At 31.2% G+C, this 19,674-nt stretch carries 21 protein-coding genes; 13 read left to right on the forward strand and 8 right to left on the reverse strand.

Annotated elements, in window-relative coordinates; translation table 11 throughout:
* The first annotated feature begins 41 nt into the window (after positions 1 to 41).
* Both ACY3JJ_RS01935 and ACY3JJ_RS01940 read left to right on the forward strand, forming a co-directional pair.
* Positions 42 to 542, forward strand: coding sequence for a nitroreductase family protein (locus ACY3JJ_RS01935; protein WP_463092118.1), 501 nt, complete (start codon positions 42 to 44; stop codon positions 540 to 542).
* Entirely contained in the window at positions 527 to 1,234 is a 708-nt protein-coding gene (locus tag ACY3JJ_RS01940) for an RluA family pseudouridine synthase (protein WP_463092119.1), read from the forward strand. The genes ACY3JJ_RS01935 and ACY3JJ_RS01940 overlap by 16 nt, the downstream gene beginning before the upstream one ends.
* On the opposite strand, the gene ACY3JJ_RS01945 is transcribed toward ACY3JJ_RS01940, so the two are convergent.
* From ACY3JJ_RS01945 to ACY3JJ_RS01960, 4 genes are all read right to left on the reverse strand, one after another.
* Complete coding sequence (locus tag ACY3JJ_RS01945; RefSeq protein WP_463092120.1) at positions 1,206 to 2,477, reverse strand: glycoside hydrolase family 1 protein; 1,272 nt, start codon at positions 2,475 to 2,477, stop codon at positions 1,206 to 1,208. The two genes, ACY3JJ_RS01940 and ACY3JJ_RS01945, sit on opposite strands and share 29 nt — an antisense overlap.
* Before the next feature lie 47 nt (positions 2,478 to 2,524).
* Complete coding sequence (locus ACY3JJ_RS01950) at positions 2,525 to 3,352, reverse strand: carbohydrate ABC transporter permease (protein WP_463092121.1); 828 nt, start codon at positions 3,350 to 3,352, stop codon at positions 2,525 to 2,527.
* A gap of 12 nt (positions 3,353 to 3,364) precedes the next feature.
* The gene (locus ACY3JJ_RS01955; RefSeq protein ID WP_463092122.1) at positions 3,365 to 4,243 is read right to left on the reverse strand and encodes a carbohydrate ABC transporter permease; all 879 of its coding nucleotides are present in this window, start codon (positions 4,241 to 4,243) and stop codon (positions 3,365 to 3,367) included.
* Between the two features lie 89 nt (positions 4,244 to 4,332).
* Positions 4,333 to 5,598 (reverse strand): ABC transporter substrate-binding protein, encoded by a 1,266-nt coding sequence (locus ACY3JJ_RS01960; RefSeq protein ID WP_463092123.1) that lies wholly within the window; start codon positions 5,596 to 5,598, stop codon positions 4,333 to 4,335.
* 266 nt (positions 5,599 to 5,864) lie between these two features.
* Between ACY3JJ_RS01960 and ACY3JJ_RS01965 the strand changes: the two genes are divergently transcribed.
* From ACY3JJ_RS01965 to ACY3JJ_RS02015, 11 genes are all read left to right on the forward strand, one after another.
* Positions 5,865 to 6,263, forward strand: coding sequence for a VOC family protein (locus ACY3JJ_RS01965; protein ID WP_463092124.1), 399 nt, complete (start codon positions 5,865 to 5,867; stop codon positions 6,261 to 6,263).
* A 2-nt stretch (positions 6,264 to 6,265) separates the two neighbouring features.
* Entirely contained in the window at positions 6,266 to 6,670 is a 405-nt protein-coding gene (locus tag ACY3JJ_RS01970) for a nucleoside 2-deoxyribosyltransferase (protein ID WP_463092125.1), read from the forward strand.
* A gap of 1 nt (position 6,671) precedes the next feature.
* Positions 6,672 to 7,448 (forward strand): glucose-1-phosphate cytidylyltransferase, encoded by a 777-nt coding sequence (rfbF, locus tag ACY3JJ_RS01975; protein WP_463092126.1) that lies wholly within the window; start codon positions 6,672 to 6,674, stop codon positions 7,446 to 7,448.
* The gene (locus ACY3JJ_RS01980) at positions 7,445 to 8,362 is read left to right on the forward strand and encodes an NAD-dependent epimerase/dehydratase family protein (RefSeq protein ID WP_463092127.1); all 918 of its coding nucleotides are present in this window, start codon (positions 7,445 to 7,447) and stop codon (positions 8,360 to 8,362) included. The genes rfbF and ACY3JJ_RS01980 overlap by 4 nt, the downstream gene beginning before the upstream one ends.
* Positions 8,363 to 8,367: 5 nt before the next feature.
* A complete protein-coding gene (locus ACY3JJ_RS01985; RefSeq protein ID WP_463092617.1) occupies positions 8,368 to 8,862 on the forward strand; it encodes a dTDP-4-dehydrorhamnose 3,5-epimerase family protein in 495 nt (164 codons plus the stop codon).
* Complete coding sequence (gene rfbG / locus ACY3JJ_RS01990; protein WP_463092128.1) at positions 8,855 to 9,937, forward strand: CDP-glucose 4,6-dehydratase; 1,083 nt, start codon at positions 8,855 to 8,857, stop codon at positions 9,935 to 9,937. Before ACY3JJ_RS01985 ends, rfbG begins: the two co-directional genes overlap by 8 nt.
* A gap of 13 nt (positions 9,938 to 9,950) precedes the next feature.
* Positions 9,951 to 11,540, forward strand: coding sequence for a lipopolysaccharide biosynthesis protein RfbH (gene rfbH / locus ACY3JJ_RS01995; protein ID WP_463092618.1), 1,590 nt, complete (start codon positions 9,951 to 9,953; stop codon positions 11,538 to 11,540).
* The gene (locus ACY3JJ_RS02000; protein WP_463092129.1) at positions 11,533 to 12,660 is read left to right on the forward strand and encodes a glycosyltransferase family 2 protein; all 1,128 of its coding nucleotides are present in this window, start codon (positions 11,533 to 11,535) and stop codon (positions 12,658 to 12,660) included. Before rfbH ends, ACY3JJ_RS02000 begins: the two co-directional genes overlap by 8 nt.
* Positions 12,661 to 12,723: 63 nt before the next feature.
* Complete coding sequence (locus ACY3JJ_RS02005; RefSeq protein ID WP_463092130.1) at positions 12,724 to 13,677, forward strand: glycosyltransferase family 4 protein; 954 nt, start codon at positions 12,724 to 12,726, stop codon at positions 13,675 to 13,677.
* Positions 13,667 to 14,656, forward strand: a complete 990-nt coding sequence (locus ACY3JJ_RS02010) for a glycosyltransferase family 2 protein (protein ID WP_463092131.1) — start codon at positions 13,667 to 13,669, stop codon at positions 14,654 to 14,656. The genes ACY3JJ_RS02005 and ACY3JJ_RS02010 overlap by 11 nt, the downstream gene beginning before the upstream one ends.
* A complete protein-coding gene (locus ACY3JJ_RS02015; RefSeq protein WP_463092132.1) occupies positions 14,649 to 15,755 on the forward strand; it encodes a glycosyltransferase family 4 protein in 1,107 nt (368 codons plus the stop codon). Before ACY3JJ_RS02010 ends, ACY3JJ_RS02015 begins: the two co-directional genes overlap by 8 nt.
* A 12-nt stretch (positions 15,756 to 15,767) precedes the next feature.
* Here the strand turns inward: ACY3JJ_RS02015 and ACY3JJ_RS02020 are convergent, their stop codons facing one another.
* From ACY3JJ_RS02020 to purE, 4 genes are read right to left on the reverse strand one after another with little or no spacing between them, the layout of a single operon-like run.
* Positions 15,768 to 17,135, reverse strand: a complete 1,368-nt coding sequence (locus tag ACY3JJ_RS02020; protein WP_463092133.1) for a deoxyribodipyrimidine photo-lyase — start codon at positions 17,133 to 17,135, stop codon at positions 15,768 to 15,770.
* 7 nt (positions 17,136 to 17,142) lie between these two features.
* On the reverse strand, positions 17,143 to 17,595 hold the full coding sequence (locus ACY3JJ_RS02025; protein ID WP_463092134.1) for an HNH endonuclease: 453 nt from the start codon (positions 17,593 to 17,595) through the stop codon (positions 17,143 to 17,145).
* 6 nt (positions 17,596 to 17,601) lie between these two features.
* Positions 17,602 to 18,873, reverse strand: coding sequence for an Nramp family divalent metal transporter (locus ACY3JJ_RS02030; RefSeq protein ID WP_463092135.1), 1,272 nt, complete (start codon positions 18,871 to 18,873; stop codon positions 17,602 to 17,604).
* A 2-nt stretch (positions 18,874 to 18,875) separates the two neighbouring features.
* Positions 18,876 to 19,397 (reverse strand): 5-(carboxyamino)imidazole ribonucleotide mutase, encoded by a 522-nt coding sequence (gene purE / locus ACY3JJ_RS02035; RefSeq protein ID WP_463092136.1) that lies wholly within the window; start codon positions 19,395 to 19,397, stop codon positions 18,876 to 18,878.
* Positions 19,398 to 19,674 lie beyond the last annotated feature (277 nt).

Raw genomic sequence — 19,674 nt, forward strand, 5'->3', positions numbered from 1 at the left:
TGATAAAATAGGAAAAAATAAAATTTGGGAGGGATTTTATTATGCTTGAGATTATTAAAGTTATTAAATCGAGGGTAAGTGTAAGGAAATATTTAGATAAAGAAGTGCCAAAAGAAATTTTAGAGGATCTTGTGGATTGTGGTAGATTGGCACCTTCTGGATATAACAGACAGCCGTGGGTTTTTTTAGTAGTAACAGATAAAACTCTTAAAGATAAATTGGCAGATGTGACACCATGGGGTAGGTTTTTGAAGGAGGCGGGAGCTGGAATTTTGATCTTTTGTGAAAAGGATGCAGAAACAGCTTTGGAGGATGCATGTGCTGCTGCAGAAAATATTATTATTTCTGCACAAGCTTATGGATTGGGTACTTGTTGGATAAATTCATATAAGAAGCCTCATTCTGAGGATGTTAAGAAGTTAGTTAACTGTCCAAATAACTTAGAACTTATGGTTATGCTTGCAGTAGGTTATCCTGCGGAGATACCCCAAAGGCCAAAGAAAAAGGAACTCCATGAGGTTTTAAAGTGGCAGACTTTTTAAATCTTGATATATTGTTTGAAGATAATCATTTACTTGTTTTAAATAAACCTGCAGGTATCCTTGTACAAGGAGATATTACAGGAAAGAAGACACTTTTACAAGCTGCAAAGGAATATATTAAGATTAAATATCAAAAACCTGGTAATGTCTTTTTAGCTATAGTGCATAGATTAGATAAGCCTGTATCTGGAGTAATAGTTTTTGCCAGAAATAGCAAATCAGCGGGCAGGCTTTCGGAGGCTTTTAGAGAAAGAAGAGTAGAGAAGATATATTTAGCATTAGTAAAAGGCATTTTTAGAGAAAAAAGTGGTATCTTAAAAGGTTATATTCATTGGGAGGAACTTGAGAGAAAGGCTAAGATTGTATCAGATGGTTCCTTGGGTAAAGAGGCTGTAACATTTTATGAGGTGATAGATGAGGATAAAAATATGTCATTAGTAAAGCTTATACCTCAGACAGGAAGAAAGCATCAGCTAAGAGTACAGCTTTCAAAAATAGGTCATCCTATTTTGGGAGATGAAAAATATGGAGGAGGTAAAATCTTTAAAGACAAGATATTTCTTCACTGTTATAAATTAACCCTCCCTCATCCTGTAAAGAAGGAAAACATGAATTTTAAAGCTAAAGTTCCAAACTTCTGGAAAGATTTTTGGAGATATGATATTAATAGAGAGATTCCATATCCTCTGTAATTCCATTATTTTTCGCTATTTTAGAGTATAATTCTGCACTTTTTCTCCAGATTCTCTCTTTTGTATCAAAGTTTGTCTCAAAAAGGCCAAATCTTTGTTTAAATCCTTCTGCCCACTCAAAATTATCCATAAGACTCCAATGAAAATATCCCCTTACATCTACTCCTTCTTTTATTGCTTTATGTAATGCTATTAAATGGGATATTAAGTATTTTGGTCTTCTGTCATCTTGGGCATCTGAGATACCATTTTCTGTAATAAAAATTGGTTTCTTTGTAAGCTCCCAGAATCTTTTAACTACTTTATAGAAGCCTTCTGGATAGATTTCCCATCCAAAATTTGATCTTTCATTATTGGTAGCTGTATTTATGGAAGGGTTAAAAAAGGTCTTGATTCCCATTAAAATTCTTGTGTAATAATTTATTCCTAAGTAGTCCAATGTATCTTTTGCATATGGGATATTTTCTTTTAAGAGAGGGGAGGAGAATTTACCAGTAATAAGGGTTTCTATGAAAACCCGATTATATATTCTGTCTGCAAAACTTGCAATTTTCCTGTCTATAAAAGATTTGGAATTCAAAGGCTCAATAAGGAGTACATTATAAGCTATACTTACTTCTGCATCTTTTCTTATATCATGGATTAATTTGTAGACTTTAGCATGGGCTTTTACCATATTATTTAGTACTTTTAACATCTTTTTTAGGCTCTTTTCCTGGGGAGGAAATTCTCCATAAAGATATGCCATAAAGGCATAGGCATTAGGCTCATTTATGGTCATGTAATATTTCACAAGATCTTTAAATTCACCTACTACTTTTTCCACATATCTTAAATAATAATCAATAGTTTCTGGATTTAGCCAACCTCCTTTTTTAGCTATCCATAGGGGATTTGTAAAATGATGAAGTGTAACAAAGGGTTCTATATTTCTTTTTCTTAAAGAGATGATCATATCTTTGTATCTGTTTAATGCTTCTTCATTGAATTTTCCTTCTTCAGGCTCTATTCTACTCCATTCAATGGAAAATCTATAGGCATTATTATTTAACTTTTGTATTAGGTCAAAATCTTCTTCATATCTGTTCCAGCTATCACAAGCAGATCCTGATATCTGTCCATCTTTGACTTTTCCTTGACTTTCAAACTCCCACCAATCGTTGTAAATATTACCCCCTTCTATTTGGTGAGATGAAGTGGCAGTACCCCAATAAAATTTCTTGGGAAACTCATATTTTACCATCTTATACCTCCCCAAAAAGAAAGATATATATTAGTATATCAAATCCTTTATCTTATTCCAGCTCCTGACATAAGTCCCCTTACAATATATTCTTGTAGAAAAGTATAAATAACAACTACTGGGATAATAGTAACAAAAAGGGCTGCCATCATAGCACCATAATTGGTTCCGTAAGCACTGGATACCAGGGAGAGTAATACACAGATAGGTTGTTTCTCTCTTAAGGGAAGGAGAATAAGGGACATAAAGAGGTCATTGTAAGACCAAAGAAATACAAATATTCCGGCTGTGACAAGGGCAGGTATGGAGGTAGGTAATATGATTTTTAGAAAGGTTTGAAGTACAGATGCTCCATCTATATATGCTGCCTCTTCCAATTCTACTGGTATAGATTTCATAAAGCTGGTAATAGTAAGGATGGAGAAGGGGAGAAAACAAGCGGTTTGAAGAAGTATTAGGGAAAGATAACTTCCAGAAAGATGAACTGTTTTGAAAACAATAAGGGCAGGAATTACTATGGAGAAGGCAGGTACTAATTGGGCTCCTACGAGGAAGGAATTTATTAAATTTGCTCTTTTAAAGTTAAGTCTGGCAATAGCATAGGATGCAAGACTTCCTAAAAATAGTACCAGTAAAGTTGTGCTAAAAGAAATAATTGCACTATTTTTAAATCCCTTTAAGAAATTTATATTTCCATAGTTTGAGAGTTGAAGATAATTTTCTATATGAAAATTCTTAGGAAAAGATAATGGGTTTAGCAATATTTCACTTGTGGGTTTAAAGGAATTTATCATTACCCAATATATGGGGAATAATGTGGTTAGTCCCCATAGGATTAATAATGTATATTTCAAAAGAGAATATAATTTTCTCATTTTGATTCCTCCTTAAGCCTGATATATAATTCTTTCTCTTTTGGTTATTATCTGGGCTATAAGAGAGAGAATTATACCAAGGAATATAATAACAGTACCTATAGCACTTGCATATCCTTGATTTTGTCCTGTAAAGGCCACAGTATAAAGGTAGGTACCTAAGACTTGACTTGCATCCATAGGGCCTCCTCCTGTTATCACATAGACCACATCAAAAACCTTAAATGTACCTATAATTACTAAAGAAATACATACAGCTAAGACATCCCATATAAGGGGAATAGAAATATAAAAGGCTTTTTTAAACTCACTGAATCCATCTATTTTTGCAGCATCATGAATACTTTGAGGAATCTGATATAGGGCAGCTAAAATGATGACAAAATAGAAACCTACATATTGCCATATGACAGGTATAAGTACTGCCCATAAGGCAGTTTTTGGTGTAATCCATAAAACCTTTCCTTTACCTAAGAGGGAAAGTAATGAATTAAGAAGCCCATAATCATAGCTATACATAAGATAGAATAAAAGACCTATTGCGCTTCCTGAAATTATTACTGGAAAAAGATAAATGGTTCTAAAAAATTTATATCCTCTTCTTAAGGTGTCCACAATAAGGGCTAAGACAAGAGCTATTCCTATTTGAAAGACAACTGCAAAAAGGAGCAGTATGAAAGTATTTTTTATGGCTTTAATAAAAGATATATCTCTGAAAAGATATTTATAATTTTCTATTCCTATAAAAGATTTATATTTTGAAAAATCTCTCCAATTAAATAAGCTATAATAAAAAGTGGCAAAAAGGGCATAGTATATAAATATGCCTATGATGATTAAACTTGGCAGAAGAAATAACAATTTATATTTTTTTGTATATTTTTCCTGCATTTGGATACCTCCCTGTAAATAAAAATCAAGGGGGAGAGGGCTTTTTGTCCCCCTCCCCCCAAAAGATTTATATAAAGGGGGAGTAAGTATTACTTTTGTGCTCTTTCATGAATTTCTTTTGCTTCTTTCAGTAGGTCCTTTGCTGATCTTTCTCCTGTAACTACATAGGAAAGTCCTAATCTTATCTTTGTAAAGGCTTCTGGTACAATTTGAGCATCAATTGGCATACAGATGGCTCTTGCTTTTGCCATCATATCAAATCCACTTTTTGCGGCAGGTGAAAGCCCAGTAAGATTAACTTTTACTGCAGGAACTCCTGCTATGGATACAAATTTGGCTACAATCTCTGGAGATGTCATGAATTTTACAAATTCAACAGGAAGACCTTTCTTTTCTGCATTTGCCTTTTTGCTAACATACCAACCAGATCCAAAACCACCGATTATGTCAGTGGGATGAGCTTTTCCACCAGGAACTACTGGAAGAGGCATAATAACAGTATTTTCTTTATCTTTTAAGCCTCCTACACACCATGATCCATTAACCATCATACCAGCCTTCTTAGTATAGAAAAGTTCACGAGCTTGATCATCTTTTATAGTAAGTGCATCCTTAGGAAATGCTCCCAATTTATATACTTGTCTAATGTAGTTTAATCCTGTCTCCCAAGATGGATGGAATGGAGTATCGTGGCCCTCTGGACCCCCAGCGGAAAGAACAAAAGTCTCAATTAAGTAATAGGATTCAAGGATTGATCCAGCAATTGGGATAATATTCTTGGATTTCAAAACGCTAATAGCCTTTGTGAATTTGTTCCAATCTGTGGGAAGAGCAAGATTATATTTCTCAAAAAGATCTTTATTAACAAAGAGTCCTTCATAAAAACCTATGGTAGGTAATGCATAGATTTTTCCGTCGTACTCTTTTATGTCCCCCTTGTAAGTGGTGAATTTTAATGCGGCTTTATTGAAATTATCGCTCCATTTTTTATCCTTTTCTATTTCTTCATCCCAAGCATATACTTTCCCGGTCTTTAATAATGGTACAGCATCAGCACCAGTGAAGAAGAACATAACATCGGGCTCGTTATCTGTAGCAAAATCTGTTTTTACCTTTGTTCTTATAGCATCATTAGCGGTAGGAACAGCTTCATCTATAATCTCCACATTTGGATACTTTTGTTTAAAAAGTGCTATTGCTTCTTTCCAAGCAGGGGAGAAGGGGTCCTCTCCTGTGAAATATGTAACTACTCTTAATTTAACTGTGCTTTGAGCAAAACTCATAAAGGTACCGAGTAAGAGTAAGACAGCAATTACTAATAGAAGGGTCCTAAATTTAGGTTTTGAGAAAGACATTTAAAACACCTCCCTATAAATTAGTCAACTAAGTTGACTTTTGGGGAATTATATCATTAACTTTTTATTTAGTCAATATAGTTGACTAAATTTTTTAAAATAATATCCCTTATCCTCAAGTTAATTAAGGAATAAGAATTTACCTATACAATAAAAAGCTTGATGATACTTTTGATAAAATGTTAATATTATCCTTAGAATATGAAGGAACAAAAATAAATATTTTAATAACGTAGAAAGAAAATAAAATTTGGGGGAGGTGTACTGTGAATATTAAGCTTGACCACGTATCCATCATTGTAAAGGATATAGAGGAAAATATTAGATTTTACCGCGATATATTAGGTTTTAATGTAAAGTTGGATTTTTATGATGAAGGAGAAAAGGCAAGAATTATCTTCTTAAATATGGGTAGTTCAATGTTGGAATTAATAGCACCAGATGACCTCCCAATTTATATGGAAAAGAAAAAATGGGAAGATAGGAAAAAGACAGGAGTAGAACATATTGCTTTTTTTGTGGATGATATAGATAAAACTTGTGAATATTTAAGATCAAGGGGCATTGAATTTGTTTTAGGCCCCTTGGAATTTCCTAATGGAAAATATGCATATTTTTATGGTCCTGAGGGAATTTTGTTAGAATTAATAAGCTGGAAGATGTAAATATGAAAAAGATATATCTTGCTGTACCTATCATAAATTACTACAATAATGAGCTTACGAAAAAATTGGCTAATTTAATACAAGATCTTGGCTTTGAACTTACTTCTCCTTGGGTGCTTTCAGGAGTTGATACAGATATATCTCCCCAAGATGTACTTATCAGAGATACTATGGGAGTTAAGGCCTCGGATATAATTTTGGCAGAAGTTTCCAAACCAAGCCATGGAGTAGGAATGGAGATAATGCTTGCCTATATGGAAGGGAAAAGAATAATACTTTTGGCTAAAAAGGATGTAAAACTTTCGGCCCTTTTGGAAGGAATAAAAGATGCTACTATAATAAGATATGAGGATGAAGGGGAACTTTTTGGTAAATTAAGGAAAGAATTGGGGGAAGGAGAAGTTTAAGATGAAAGTAGTGATTTTAGCTGGGGGATTTGGGACAAGGTTAAGTGAGGAAACAGATTTAAGGCCAAAACCTATGGTTGAAATAGGTGGTAAACCTATACTTTGGCATATTATGAAAATATATTCCACTTATGGATTTAATGATTTTATAATCTGCCTTGGATATAAGGGATATATGATTAAGGAATATTTTGCAAATTATTTTATCCACAATAGTGATATTACTATTTCTCTAAAGGAAAATACAATAGAAGTGCATAATAACTATTGTGAACCTTGGAGAGTAACTCTTGTTGATACGGGATTAAATACACAGACAGGGGGAAGGATAAAAAGAGTACAAAAGTATATAGGAAATGAAACGTTTATGGCTACATATGGTGATGGGGTTGGAGATATTAACTTAAGAGAACTTTTAGATTTTCATAGAAAACATGGTAAATATGCTACTGTGACTGCTGTACAACCTTCGGGTAGATTTGGAGCTTTAGATATCAATGATGAAAATCTTGTAGTAAGTTTTGAAGAAAAACCTAAGGGAGATAAAGCTTGGATAAATGGCGGATTTTTCGTATTAGAACCTGAAGTTTTTGATTATATAAGTGGTGATGATACTATTTGGGAGAAAGAGTCCTTAGTAAACTTGGCCAGGGATGGACAACTTGTAGCATATAAACATTATGGGTTCTGGAAGCCTATGGATACATTAAGGGATAAAAGAGAGTTGGAAGAACTTTGGAATAGTGGTAATCCTCCTTGGAAGGTGTGGGCGGAGTGAAAGTTTTAATTACAGGGGCTACAGGTTTTATAGGATCTCACTTAGTAGAAGATTTGATAAAAAACAATATACATGAAGTATTTATATTAAAGAGAAGCACATCAGATGTATGGAGAATAAAGGAATATATAGATAAAATAAAGGCTTTTGATGTAGATAAAGAAGATATAATGGAAGTAATAAAAAGTGTAAAACCTGATGTAGTAATTCACTTGGCAACATACTATAAGAAATATCACAGTTATGTTGATTTGCCTTTTATGCTGGAATCAAATATAGAATTTCCAACTAAAATACTGGAAAGTATGTCCTTGGTAGGGGTTAGGCATTTTATAAATACCGGTACATTTTTTGAAAAAGTTTATAGTTATGGTTTTCAGAATATATCGTATCCTTTTAATTTATATGCTTCCACTAAGCTGGCCTTTGAAGAAATTCTAAAATTTTATGCTTTTAATTATGGTATTAAGGCTATAACTTTGAGAATTTTTTCTCCTTATGGTTATAAAGATAATCCTAATAAGTTGATACCTTACTTAATAAAAAAGATAATTAATGATGAAGAAATAGATATGACAGAGGGTTTTCAATCCTTAGATTTTATTTATGTTAAAGATATTGTTGATGCATATATAAAAGCTATGAACTATATTATTAACATGAAAGGTATATATCAAAGTTTTGATATAGGGACAGGAATTACGCATACTTTACGTGAATTAATATGTCTGCTGGAAAAGATTTCTGGTAAAAAGATAAAAGTTAATTGGGGAAAAATACCTTATTCAAATAATGAGGTTTTTTATAGTAAAGCAGATATATCAAGTACTATAAATTTTTTGAAGTGGATACCTAAATACGATTTAGAAAAGGGATTAGAAGAAACTTTTGAATGTTATAGTATGGGAAGGTGAAAAAAATGGATTTTGGAGATAAGGACTTAATTAAAGGAGTAAAAGGTAATTACATCCAAGGAGTATATATAAAACAGTTAACTAAGATTCCGGATGAAAGAGGAGTAATATACCACATGTTAAGAGCTGATGACCCTATTTTTGAAAATTTTGGAGAGATATACTTTTCTTTAGTATATCCTGGGGTTATAAAAGGTTGGCACCTTCATAAAAAGATGATATTGAATTATGCTGTGATTCAAGGGATGATAAAACTTGTTTTATATGATGATAGAGAAGATTCCCCAACAAGAGGTAATTTGATGGAGATATTTATGGGAGAAGAAAATTATTTATTAGTAAAAATTCCTCCTATGATATGGAATGGTTTTAAAGGAATAGGTACTAAAACTGCTATAGTTGCAAATTGTGCCTCTATACCCCATGATCCAGAAGAAATAATAAGGTTAGATCCTTTTACAGATAAAATACCTTATGATTGGTCATTGAAACATGGCTAATATTTTTCAAAACTATAGAGGCAGAAAAGTATTAGTGACAGGACATACTGGGTTTAAAGGGTCTTGGCTTACACTATGGCTAAGTGAATTAGGTGCTGAGGTAATAGGTTATTCCTTAGAACCCCCTACTAATCCCTCACTATTTGAGATTTTAAATTTAAAAGAAAGAATAATTCATATTGTAGGTGACATAAGAGATGAAGAAAGTCTTAGAAAAGTATTTAAAAAATATAAACCAGATGTAGTTTTTCACTTAGCTGCCCAACCTTTAGTAAGGTATTCCTATATTGCTCCTCGCTATACTTATGAAGTTAATATTATGGGAACAGTAAATCTATTAGAATCGGTAAGAGAGATTAGAGAGGTTAAAGCAGTTATAATAGTAACAAGTGATAAGTGTTATGAGAATAGAGAATGGTTTTATGGCTATAGAGAAATTGATCCTATGGGGGGTTATGATCCTTATAGTTCAAGTAAAGGATGTGTTGAACTAATCGTATCAGCTTATAAGAGAAGTTTTATGGATAATTTAGGAATTGCTTTATCTTCTGTTAGAGCAGGTAATGTTATAGGGGGAGGAGATTGGCAAGAAGATAGACTAATTCCAGACTGCATAAGGGCATTGTCAAAAGGGGAAGCTATAAAGATAAGGAAACCAAAAGCAATAAGACCATGGCAGTATGTTTTAGAGCCTCTTTATGGATATCTTCTTTTGGGTATTAAAATGTTAGAAAATAGAGAAAAATTTAGTGGAGCATGGAATTTTGGACCTTTTGATACAGATATTTTAACAGTAGAGGAGGTTACAAAGAAAGTAATAGAGTATTGGGGGGAAGGTAAATATGAGATTTTGGAAAAGGAAGATGATTTTCATGAGGCTACGCTTTTAAAACTTGATTGTAGTAAGGCTCACTTTTTGTTGAATTGGCATCCTGTGTATGACATAAATGAAGCGTTAAAAAGGACGGTAAAGTGGTATAAAAGATATTATGATGGATATGCTGAGGATATGTATGCATATTCTCTTAGGGAAATACAGGACTATGTAAGGAAGAGACGAGAAAAAGGAGGATAAAGGAGGAGATTGTATTTTGAAAGCTGGAGATATTTGTTTTTGTAGTCTGCAATTAGAAGAAAAGAATGATAAAGATAAAGGAAGTATTTTATTTATTATAGATAATAAAGAAAATAATATTTTAGGTGCTTTGATATCTACTGAAGAAGGTATTGGGGGTATACATGTAAGGCAAGAGGAAATAGAAGAGAGTAATTTGTCTGGAAATTTTTTTGTAAGGTTAGATAGACTTTATAGTGTGCCCCAAAAGTCATGTGAAAAAATAGGTAGTGTCAAAAGAGAGTGCCTTGATAGGATTTTGCGAGAATTTGTAAAATACGCGGGAAATATATATTTCTCTAATTTTCACAAAAATAAGATACTCAAAACAATTCCCCCGTCGGGTAAAGTACTAGATGAAGATGATTTGGACAATATTATAGATGCTTCCTTAGATCTGTGGTTAACAGCAGGAAGATTTGCTGATGAATTTGAAAAAGAGTTTTCAAAATTTATAGGAAGGAAATATTGTGCTTTAGTAAATTCGGGATCTTCTGCTAATTTAATAGCCATATCTGCTCTTACTTCTTATAAATTGGGAGATAAAAGATTAAAGCCTGGAGATGAAGTAATTACAGTTGCAGCAGGTTTCCCGACTACTATTGCTCCAATTATACAAAATAATCTTATACCTGTATTTTTAGATGTAGATTTAGGAACCTATAATGTAAATGTTGAACAGTTAGAAAATGCGATTACGGATAGGACGAAAGCTATATTCCTGGCTCATACCTTAGGTAATCCTTTTGACTTGGATAAGGTGAAAGAAATAGCAGATAAGTATGATTTATGGGTTATAGAGGATAATTGTGATTCTTTGGGATCAAAATATAGAGGGAAGTATACTGGAACATTTGGAGATATAGCAACAATAAGTTTTTATCCTGCTCATCATATGACGATGGGGGAAGGTGGGGTAGTTTTAACAGATGATCCCAATTTATACAGGATAATATTGTCCTATAGAGATTGGGGGAGAGATTGTTGGTGTCCACCTGGAAAAGATAATACATGTGGAAAAAGATTTGGCTGGAAGCTTGGTGATCTTCCCTTTGGATATGATCATAAATATATATATTCACATTTGGGTTATAATTTAAAAGCAACGGATTTTCAAGCAGCATTAGGATTATCTCAATTAAAAAAACTTCCTTATTTTATTGAAAAGAGAAAAGAGAATTTTAATATGTTATATGAAGGATTTAAAAAGGAGAATTTAGATGAATATTTTATACTTCCTCAATGGCTTGATCATGCAGAACCAAGTTGGTTTGGTTTTATACTAACAATAAAAGATGATGCTCCATTTAAGAGAAAGGAATTATTGGAGTATTTAGAAGGAAGTGGTATAGGAACAAGATTACTTTTTGCTGGAAATATTTTACGACAGCCAGCCTTTGTATATAATGAAATTAAATACAGGGTTGTAGGAGAATTAAAGAATACAGATAAAATTATGCAGGATACATTTTGGATAGGGGTTTGGCCAGGCATAAATAAAGAGCATATAGAATATATAATAGAGAAGTTTAAAGAATTTATTAATAAAAGAAGTAATGAATAAAGATATAGAAAGCAATTTTCAAGAACAACCAAAGATTTCTATTGTTTTACTTAATTGGAATGGTTGGAAAGATGCTATTGAATGCTTAGAATCTCTTTTTCAGTTAAATTACATTAATTATAATGTTATATTAGTAGATAATGGGTCTTTTGATGATTCTGTAGAAAGAATAAAGGAATATTGTAATGGTAAAGTAAAAGTTAACTCGAATTATTTTTATTACAATACTGATGATAAACCTATCGAAGTCTTAGAGTATTGTGAAGAAGAAGTTATAGAGAATTTAGAGCATATTGTTGCTTTAGATACACATAACAAAAGGCTATTTTTAATAAAAACCAAAGAAAATTATGGTTTTGATAAGGGAAATAACATAGGTATTCAATTTGCAATTAGAAAGTTAGATCCAGACTATATTCTAATAATTAGTAATGATGTAGTTGTAGATAGGAATCTTTTGACAAATTTGATAAAGATAGCAGGAAAGGATGTGGGTTTAATTCAACCCAAAATTTATAATTACTATTATCTTTCAATAGATAATTTAGGTTTTTCTTGTGATGTCATAGGTAATACAAGACCTATAAAAAATATAAAAAGGAGAAAACTTTTTTATTTAAGTGGTGCATGTCTTCTAATAAGCAAAGACTTAATTTTAGAGATTGATAAGGATGGAAGATTATTTGATGAAAAATTATATGCATACTTTGAAGATGCAGATCTGTCTTGGCAAGCAAGGTTATTAGGATATGATATTAAAGTTTGTTTAGATGCAATATGTTATCATAAGGGATCGTTAACTACTAAAAAGTTTAATTTAAATACGTTTTATTTGGACTATAGAAATAAACTTAGAGTATTAATTAAAAATTATTCATTAATTAGTATCATTATATTTTTGTCTTTGAATATATTAATAAAATTTCTTACTGTTTCATTTAAGACATTTTTCTCCTTTGATTCTGGATATTTCAGATCTTACATAAATGCGTTAATGTGGAATATAAGAGAGTTTAGAGATACTATAAAGCAAAGAGTAGTAATACAGAGTAAAAGAAAAGTTAGGGAGAAGGAAATAATAAAGCATATGGAAATTATTCCTTTTTCTCTATTTAAATAATTTATGAGTAGATACAGGAATATTTATTTTTTATATTATGCTCCTCACCCTTTCCATAAAAGTTTGGCCGATGTTGTGGGGGCTATAGATTTAGGTATATCAAGTAATAAAAATAGTATTTTTAAAAGAATCTCTTTATATTTGAATTATGCTTTTAATTCAGTATCAGATGATATTTTATTTTGTGAAGGAACTTTTTTAATACCATCATTATTTAAGCTTCTTCCTATCAAAAGATTTAAGAAGACTATTATTAATATTTCAGCAGACCCTAAGTTATTTTATATAAAAATAAAAAGATTTAATTTTTTGGAAAGGCTTTTGCATCTATTGGGAATACCTAAGGTGGATTTGTTTATATGTATAGGTAACATGGAAAAAGATATTTTAAAGGAAATATATCCTGACGCTGAATATATAGTTGCATACCCTTTTATTGATGAAGAGAGATATAAATACCTTTTGAGCATTCCTATAAAAAGTGAATTTAATCATAATATTTTATTCATAGGAAATGGTCCAGATTACTACTATAAAGGCTTAGATCTTTTGGTGGATGCCTTTAAAATTGTAAAAAAAGAAGTAAAAGACTCTGAGCTTTTTATTTTAGGTAATTGGAATAAAAATATTAGAGAAAAATTTAATTATGAAGGGATTAATTTTGTTGGCTTTTCTGATATCTACGAGTACATAGAAAAATCATCTCTTTATGTACATTTAGGAAGAGGAGATACTTTTCCTGTCAGTAATCTGGAAGCTCTACTAGGGGGAATTCCATGTATAATTTCAGAATATACTGGCACAAAGGAAATAATAAAAGAATTAAGGGAAGATTTTATTTTACCTTTGGAATCAAAAAAAGTAGCTGAAAAAATAATAGAGTATTTTAACTTACCTAAGGATGAAAAGATCATCTTATCTCTGAAAGCTAGGGAGCTGGGTAAAAGATTTAAAAAGGAAATAGTTATAGAGGATTTTATTAAAAAGTGGAAAGGATGGCTAAGATATGAAATATGATGAAAAAGTTTATGTCAATATTATTCATTATTCTGGTACTTATGATACTTTAAAGCTTATTGAGAATTTTTTAGACATTTCATATCCAAATTTTCAATTAATCATTGTAAACAATAATCCCCAGTCAGATTTAGAGTCTTCGATAAGAGATTGGCTGAAAAGCAGAAACATTAGATTGATTGAGGAGTATTTAGTTAGTGAGGAAACTAAGGAGTTTAAATTAGATTCATTTCTTTATCCTTTGGTATATATTAAGGTTGAAAAGAATATGGGATATGCTAATGGTGTAAACAGAGGTATTAAATACGCTTTGAGTAAGAATGATTTTTCTTACATATGGATATTAAATAACGATATTATATTAGATAAAGACTCATTAAGATATCTAGTGGAGTGTGCTGAAAAATATAAGGATAAAGGAAAGAAGGTAGGGATTGTTGGATCCAAACTTCTATATTACTATAACCCTAACATACTTCAGGGAATAGGTGGAAAATATAATAAGTTTTTTGCATTAACAAGGCATATAGGTGGTTTTGAAGAAGATAAGGGTCAATATGACAGAGATGGGATTAAGATTGATTATGTAATAGGTGCAAGTATGTTTGTTACTAAGGAGTTTTTGGAAGACGTAGGTTTAATGGACGAAAAATATTTTTTATATTTCGAAGATCTGGACTGGTCAGAGAGAGCAAAAAGAAAAGGGTATGAAATAGTATATTGTTGGAAAAGTAAAGTGTACCATAAAGAGGGAGGAAGTATTGGTTCAGATTCAAAGGGACTTAAAAAGAGTAAATTATCTGATTTTTATGGTATTAGGAATAGGATTCTCTTTACCAAGAAATTTTATCCGTTACTTTTACCCTTAGTTTATTTAAGTTTTATTGGTATTATTTTGAATAGAATTAAGAGGAGACAAATAGATAGATTGAGGTTGATAATTAGAGCTATATTAGAGAAAGATTATAGAGATGCTTAAACTTCTCATTGATGCAAGAATGATTGATTCTTCAGGTATAGGCACTTATCTACAAAACTTAATTCCTTTTTTAAAGGAACACATAAGTTTATATCTTTTAGGAGACAAAAAGAAGATAAATAAATATATTGATATTTCTGATATAAAAGTAATTTCTATAAAATCTTCTATATATTTCCCTTTAGAGCAAATAGAATATATTTTAAAAGTAAAGGATGTTGATGTTTTTTGGTCCCCCCATTTTAATGTACCTATATTTCCTGTAAGGACAAAAAAAAGAATTGTTACTGTACATGATGTTTTTCATTTAGTTTTTAAGGATTTATATAATCTTTTTGAAAGAAATTATGCTAAGCTTCTTATAAACTCCGCAGTCAGATTTTCAGATTTGGTAATTACAGTATCTCAATTCTCAAAATCTGAGATATTAAAATATACAAAGGTAAAAGAAGAAAAGATAAAGGTAATATATAATGGGATAGATACAAAGAGATTTAAAGTATGTCCTAATGAGGAAAAAATAAAGATAAAGAATAAGTATAATCTACCTGATAAATTTCTATTTTTTGTGGGAAATGTAAAACCTCATAAGAATCTAAAAGGATTATTGAGAGCTTTTGAAAGGATTATAAGAGATGAAAGGGATATATTTTTGGTAATTACGGGTAAAAAAGAAGGTTTTATAAAAGGAGATAAAGAGATTTTCAAAATATTAAATAATAAATATCTCAAGGATAAGGTAATTTTTACTGGATATGTTGATAATGAAGATCTTCCTATTTTGTATAATCTTGCTGATCTTTTTGTTTTTCCATCTTTTTATGAAGGATTTGGGCTACCGCCTCTTGAGGCTATGGCTTGTGGATGTCCTTCTGTGGTTTCTAAGATTCCTCCATTGTTAGAAGTTTGTGGTGATGCGGTATATTATGTGAATCCTTATGATGTAGAAGATATAGCAGAAGGAATTATTAGGGTTTTAAAAGATCAGAATTTAAGAGAGGAAATAAAAAGGAAAGGATACGAAAGAGTAAGAAATTTTTCTTGGGAAAAGTCTGCTATGGAACATTTAAAGACAATAAAAGATGAAGTGGGTTATTAAATATAAGGGAATTTAAACATTATTTACTCTTTCTATGTATTTTTTTATGTCGAATTTTTCCTCTAATCCTCTTTTACTCATATATCTGACCTTCCCAAAGATTTTTCTTTCTTGAAAAGGTCTATCATGGGATCCAAAACACCAAGATATACCTGAATATCCATTAGGATCTCTACCATCTAAGGAATATTTATCATTTAAATAACAAATGAAATCAAAGGCTTGCTTGGGATGTAAGGTCCATTCGATAACCTTTTTGGCCCAATACATTCTCATATAGCCATGCATTTTTCCTGTTTTCAATAATTCTTTTTGTGCTGTATTCCAATATATATCGTGAGTTTGTGCTTTCTCCAAGTCTTCCAAATTATAGATATAATCTCTTTTATCAGAGAGATGTTGCTCCAAGGTATATTTAGCCCATTCTGGAATACCTTGATATTGGTTATAAAAAGGATTGTAGTAACAGAAATTTCTTGCAAGCTCTCTCCAGATAATTAATTCATTAAAAAAGCTTTGGACATTTTCGTCATTAAAATCATAATTTTTAAGAACTTCAAGGACAATTTTAATGGGAGATATCTGTCCAAAATGTAAATATGGACTTAGATTTGATTGATAATCATATGCGGGATTAGATCTTAATTCTTTATATTTATATAGTTTGTTTTCTATAAAATCTTTCAACCTTTTTTCTGCTTCATCGCTTCCGCCCTTATAATATTTCTCAACTGTTGATACTGAATTGTCAATAGATAATATCTTTAATATTTCATCTACATTTTGAATTGATAAAGGATTAAAGCCAAATTCATATCCATATGATTTAACTTTTGGTGTTAACTTTTCTAAGGGTTTGAGATATATATTTAATAAATTAAAAATCTTAGGCCTTATAGTCGAAGCATAGGGTTCTTGTTTTGAAGAGGCAATTTCAATAGGTACAATTACATCACTTTCTATTTCAAATACTGAGACTTCAGAATTGTCTGCTATCTCTTTATTTATTTTTCGAGGATGCCTTAAATATCCTTTATCTAATATGACAGCCACATAATTCTGGGAGCTATTTATTACTTTCTTGTAAGGAGGGTTAATCTTTTCAATGATAAATTGAATGCCTCTTTCTTCTATATTTTTCTTTGTCTTTAATATACCTTCTAACATAAATCTGTAATATCTGATATTGGAAAACTTATACATGTCAGAAATCGGAAAATATACAACTAAAGGCTTTTTCAGTTGATTAGAAAGATATACTGAAAATTCTAAACTGTGATTTTGATCTTCTCTTTGACTTAATGACATATAATATAAGACAAATTTACCATTTTTATTTATATCTTTATTGTTAATTTTTCTTATTCTCTCTTTATCCATATTTTTATTAATCTTTCGATTTTAATATGCTTATATCTATGATCCATTCATATCTTGATCTCTCATTAAATTTTTGAATTGCTTCTTTTTTATGTTCTTCAAAAGTTGTTCTATCACAATTATTTACTTCCATAAAATGATTTATAAGATCTTCTAGTTTTATTTTACCTTCGCTTGCAAGTATAGTGGCCATTCCCCAATGTTTTATCAGATGACAATTTTCACAAAGAGCCATAAATCCCTTTAATTTTAAGATATGATTCTGGTCATCATATTCCCATACTTCGTGACAGTGGAGTTTACCTCTTTTACCACATATGCTACACTTATAATTTGCCCTTCTAAATACTTCTTTTCTTATTCTATCCCATACTTCCTTAGGTAGATATTTTCTAAGATTTTCTCCCCAAGCACTTTCTGGGACGGGCTCTATTGTTAACTTTAAATCCTTTTTTGTCATTAATTATTAAAATAAGTTAATACCAATCAAGCTAAGAAGTAAAATAAGGTTCAAAATTGTAACTATTGTACCGATTGAAATGAGTATTGCATTATCCCACTTAGAATTCGCAAATTTACTCATCACATTTCTTGATGAGGTCAATTTTATAAGGGGAAAGATGGTAAAGGGAAGTTGAATACTTAGCATTATTTGGCTCCATATAAGTCCTTGGAAAGGATCAGATATAAAGAAAAGTATAAGTAAAGCACCTATGAGGGTTATGGATATTCCTATACGAGTATGATTGTCTTTTAGATCAAAAGGCTCATGGGATATTCCTGCCCATATACTTCCACCTGCCATGGCCGCTGTTATAGAGGATGAAAAACCAGAGAATAATAGAGCTACTGCAAAAATGGTAGAGGCTAAATTCCCAAGGAGGGGTTTTAAAGTAATGTAGGCTTGCGGAAGTTCTGTAATTATAGTGTTATTTTTGTAAAAGGCTTCTGCTGCAATAAGAATCATAGAGCTATTTATAGCCCATCCTACAATCATAGCTAATATGGTATCAAGGTATTCATATTTTAATTGCTTTTTTATTATATTTTCTTCTTCTAAGTTCCACTGTCTACTTTGAATTATTTCCGAATGTAAGAATAAGTTATGAGGCATAACTACAGCCCCCATAACACTCATAATTATGGGGATAGAATTAGGAGGAAAGGAAGGTACCGTCCAACCTATAACTGCACTTTTCCAATTAATTTTTACTAATGATAATTCGAATAAGAAAGAAAGACCTATAAGCGATACAAATCCTATAATATATTTCTCAAGTTTTCTATAATTATTTGATATCAACATATATATTACAAGGAGTGTCGTAAGGGTTGCACCTATATTGATGGGAAGATTGAAAAGCATATTGAGGCCTATTGCTGCCCCTAAGATTTCTGCAAGAGCGGTGGATATAGAGGCAAGCATTGCTGTAATAAGTATGAAATAACTTGTTTTCTTTGAAAAATATTTAGCCACTGACTCAGAAAGACATAGTCCAGTAGCAATTCCAAGGTGAGCTGCATTGTGTTGTAGAAATATGAGCATGATGGTAGAGAGGGTTACCATCCAAAGTAAAGTATATCCAAATTGAGAACCTGCTGACATATTAGAAGCCCAGTTTCCAGGATCAATAAAACCTACTGTTACAAGAAAGCCTGGTCCAATGTATTTTAATATCTCTAAAGCACCCAGACTGGGTTTGTGATTTCTAAATAGATCTTTTATTTTATTTAGCATGTTTAATTATTCTTCTCTAAATACTTTTTATATCCTAAAGTTTCTAATTCTTTTGCTTTATTCTCTACTTCCTCTTTCATTTTTTCTTTGTATTCTTTCATTTTTTCTCTTAATTCTAGATATTTCACTCCTAATATCTCAATTGCTAAAAGTCCTGCATTCTTTGCCCCATTTATGGCAACAGTAGCTACAGGAATTCCAGAAGGCATCTGTACTATAGATAAAAGAGAATCTAAACCATTCAAAGATGAGGTCTTTATAGGAATACCAATTACGGGTAGAGGAGTAAGGGCAGCAATAACTCCTGGGAGATGAGCTGCACCTCCTGCAGCAGCAATTATTACTTCTATACCTCTTTTTTCTGCTTCTTTTGCATATTGAAAAGCTCTTTCTGGAGTTCTATGTGCAGAAAGTATAGTTATTTCGAAAGGTATTCCAAATTTTTCTAAGATCTCAGCAGTCTCTCTAACTACAGGAAGATCACTATCACTTCCCATAATAATTCCTACTAAAGGTTTATCCATGAAGCACACCTCCACAACTTTTTTAATAATAATAACTTATAACTATTTTTAAATGCAATATTTTTATTATTCTTTTTCTCCTTATTTTCTAACCAATCATTAATTTTCATTCTGTGTTTCTTTTTCTTACCTTCTGTTTTAATTCTCTTGATTTCCTCTTCAATATTTTAACAAGCTATCATATGGAAATACTGCCCATAAAGCGAAGCTTAAATTCTTCTTTGGTCTCTTCTCGGTACTTTTTTAACCTTCTTCACAATTCAGTTTATTATATATT

The sequence above is a fragment of the Dictyoglomus sp. DH genome (assembly GCF_055181375.1).

What these genes read in the sequence shown, in the direction of transcription:
- ACY3JJ_RS01935 (WP_463092118.1), top strand. Translation starts at nt 42, where the DNA reads ATGCTTGAGATTATTAAAGTTATTAAATCGAGGGTAAGTGTAAGGAAA.
- ACY3JJ_RS01945 (WP_463092120.1), bottom strand. Translation starts at nt 2,477, where the DNA reads ATGGTAAAATATGAGTTTCCCAAGAAATTTTATTGGGGTACTGCCACT.
- ACY3JJ_RS01950 (WP_463092121.1), bottom strand. Translation starts at nt 3,352, where the DNA reads ATGAGAAAATTATATTCTCTTTTGAAATATACATTATTAATCCTATGG.
- ACY3JJ_RS01955 (WP_463092122.1), bottom strand. Translation starts at nt 4,243, where the DNA reads ATGCAGGAAAAATATACAAAAAAATATAAATTGTTATTTCTTCTGCCA.
- ACY3JJ_RS01960 (WP_463092123.1), bottom strand. Translation starts at nt 5,598, where the DNA reads ATGTCTTTCTCAAAACCTAAATTTAGGACCCTTCTATTAGTAATTGCT.
- ACY3JJ_RS01970 (WP_463092125.1), top strand. Translation starts at nt 6,266, where the DNA reads ATGAAAAAGATATATCTTGCTGTACCTATCATAAATTACTACAATAAT.
- rfbF (WP_463092126.1), top strand. Translation starts at nt 6,672, where the DNA reads ATGAAAGTAGTGATTTTAGCTGGGGGATTTGGGACAAGGTTAAGTGAG.
- ACY3JJ_RS01985 (WP_463092617.1), top strand. Translation starts at nt 8,368, where the DNA reads ATGGATTTTGGAGATAAGGACTTAATTAAAGGAGTAAAAGGTAATTAC.
- rfbG (WP_463092128.1), top strand. Translation starts at nt 8,855, where the DNA reads ATGGCTAATATTTTTCAAAACTATAGAGGCAGAAAAGTATTAGTGACA.
- ACY3JJ_RS02000 (WP_463092129.1), top strand. Translation starts at nt 11,533, where the DNA reads ATGAATAAAGATATAGAAAGCAATTTTCAAGAACAACCAAAGATTTCT.
- ACY3JJ_RS02010 (WP_463092131.1), top strand. Translation starts at nt 13,667, where the DNA reads ATGAAATATGATGAAAAAGTTTATGTCAATATTATTCATTATTCTGGT.
- ACY3JJ_RS02015 (WP_463092132.1), top strand. Translation starts at nt 14,649, where the DNA reads ATGCTTAAACTTCTCATTGATGCAAGAATGATTGATTCTTCAGGTATA.
- ACY3JJ_RS02020 (WP_463092133.1), bottom strand. Translation starts at nt 17,135, where the DNA reads ATGGATAAAGAGAGAATAAGAAAAATTAACAATAAAGATATAAATAAA.
- ACY3JJ_RS02025 (WP_463092134.1), bottom strand. Translation starts at nt 17,595, where the DNA reads ATGACAAAAAAGGATTTAAAGTTAACAATAGAGCCCGTCCCAGAAAGT.
- ACY3JJ_RS02030 (WP_463092135.1), bottom strand. Translation starts at nt 18,873, where the DNA reads ATGCTAAATAAAATAAAAGATCTATTTAGAAATCACAAACCCAGTCTG.
- purE (WP_463092136.1), bottom strand. Translation starts at nt 19,397, where the DNA reads ATGGATAAACCTTTAGTAGGAATTATTATGGGAAGTGATAGTGATCTT.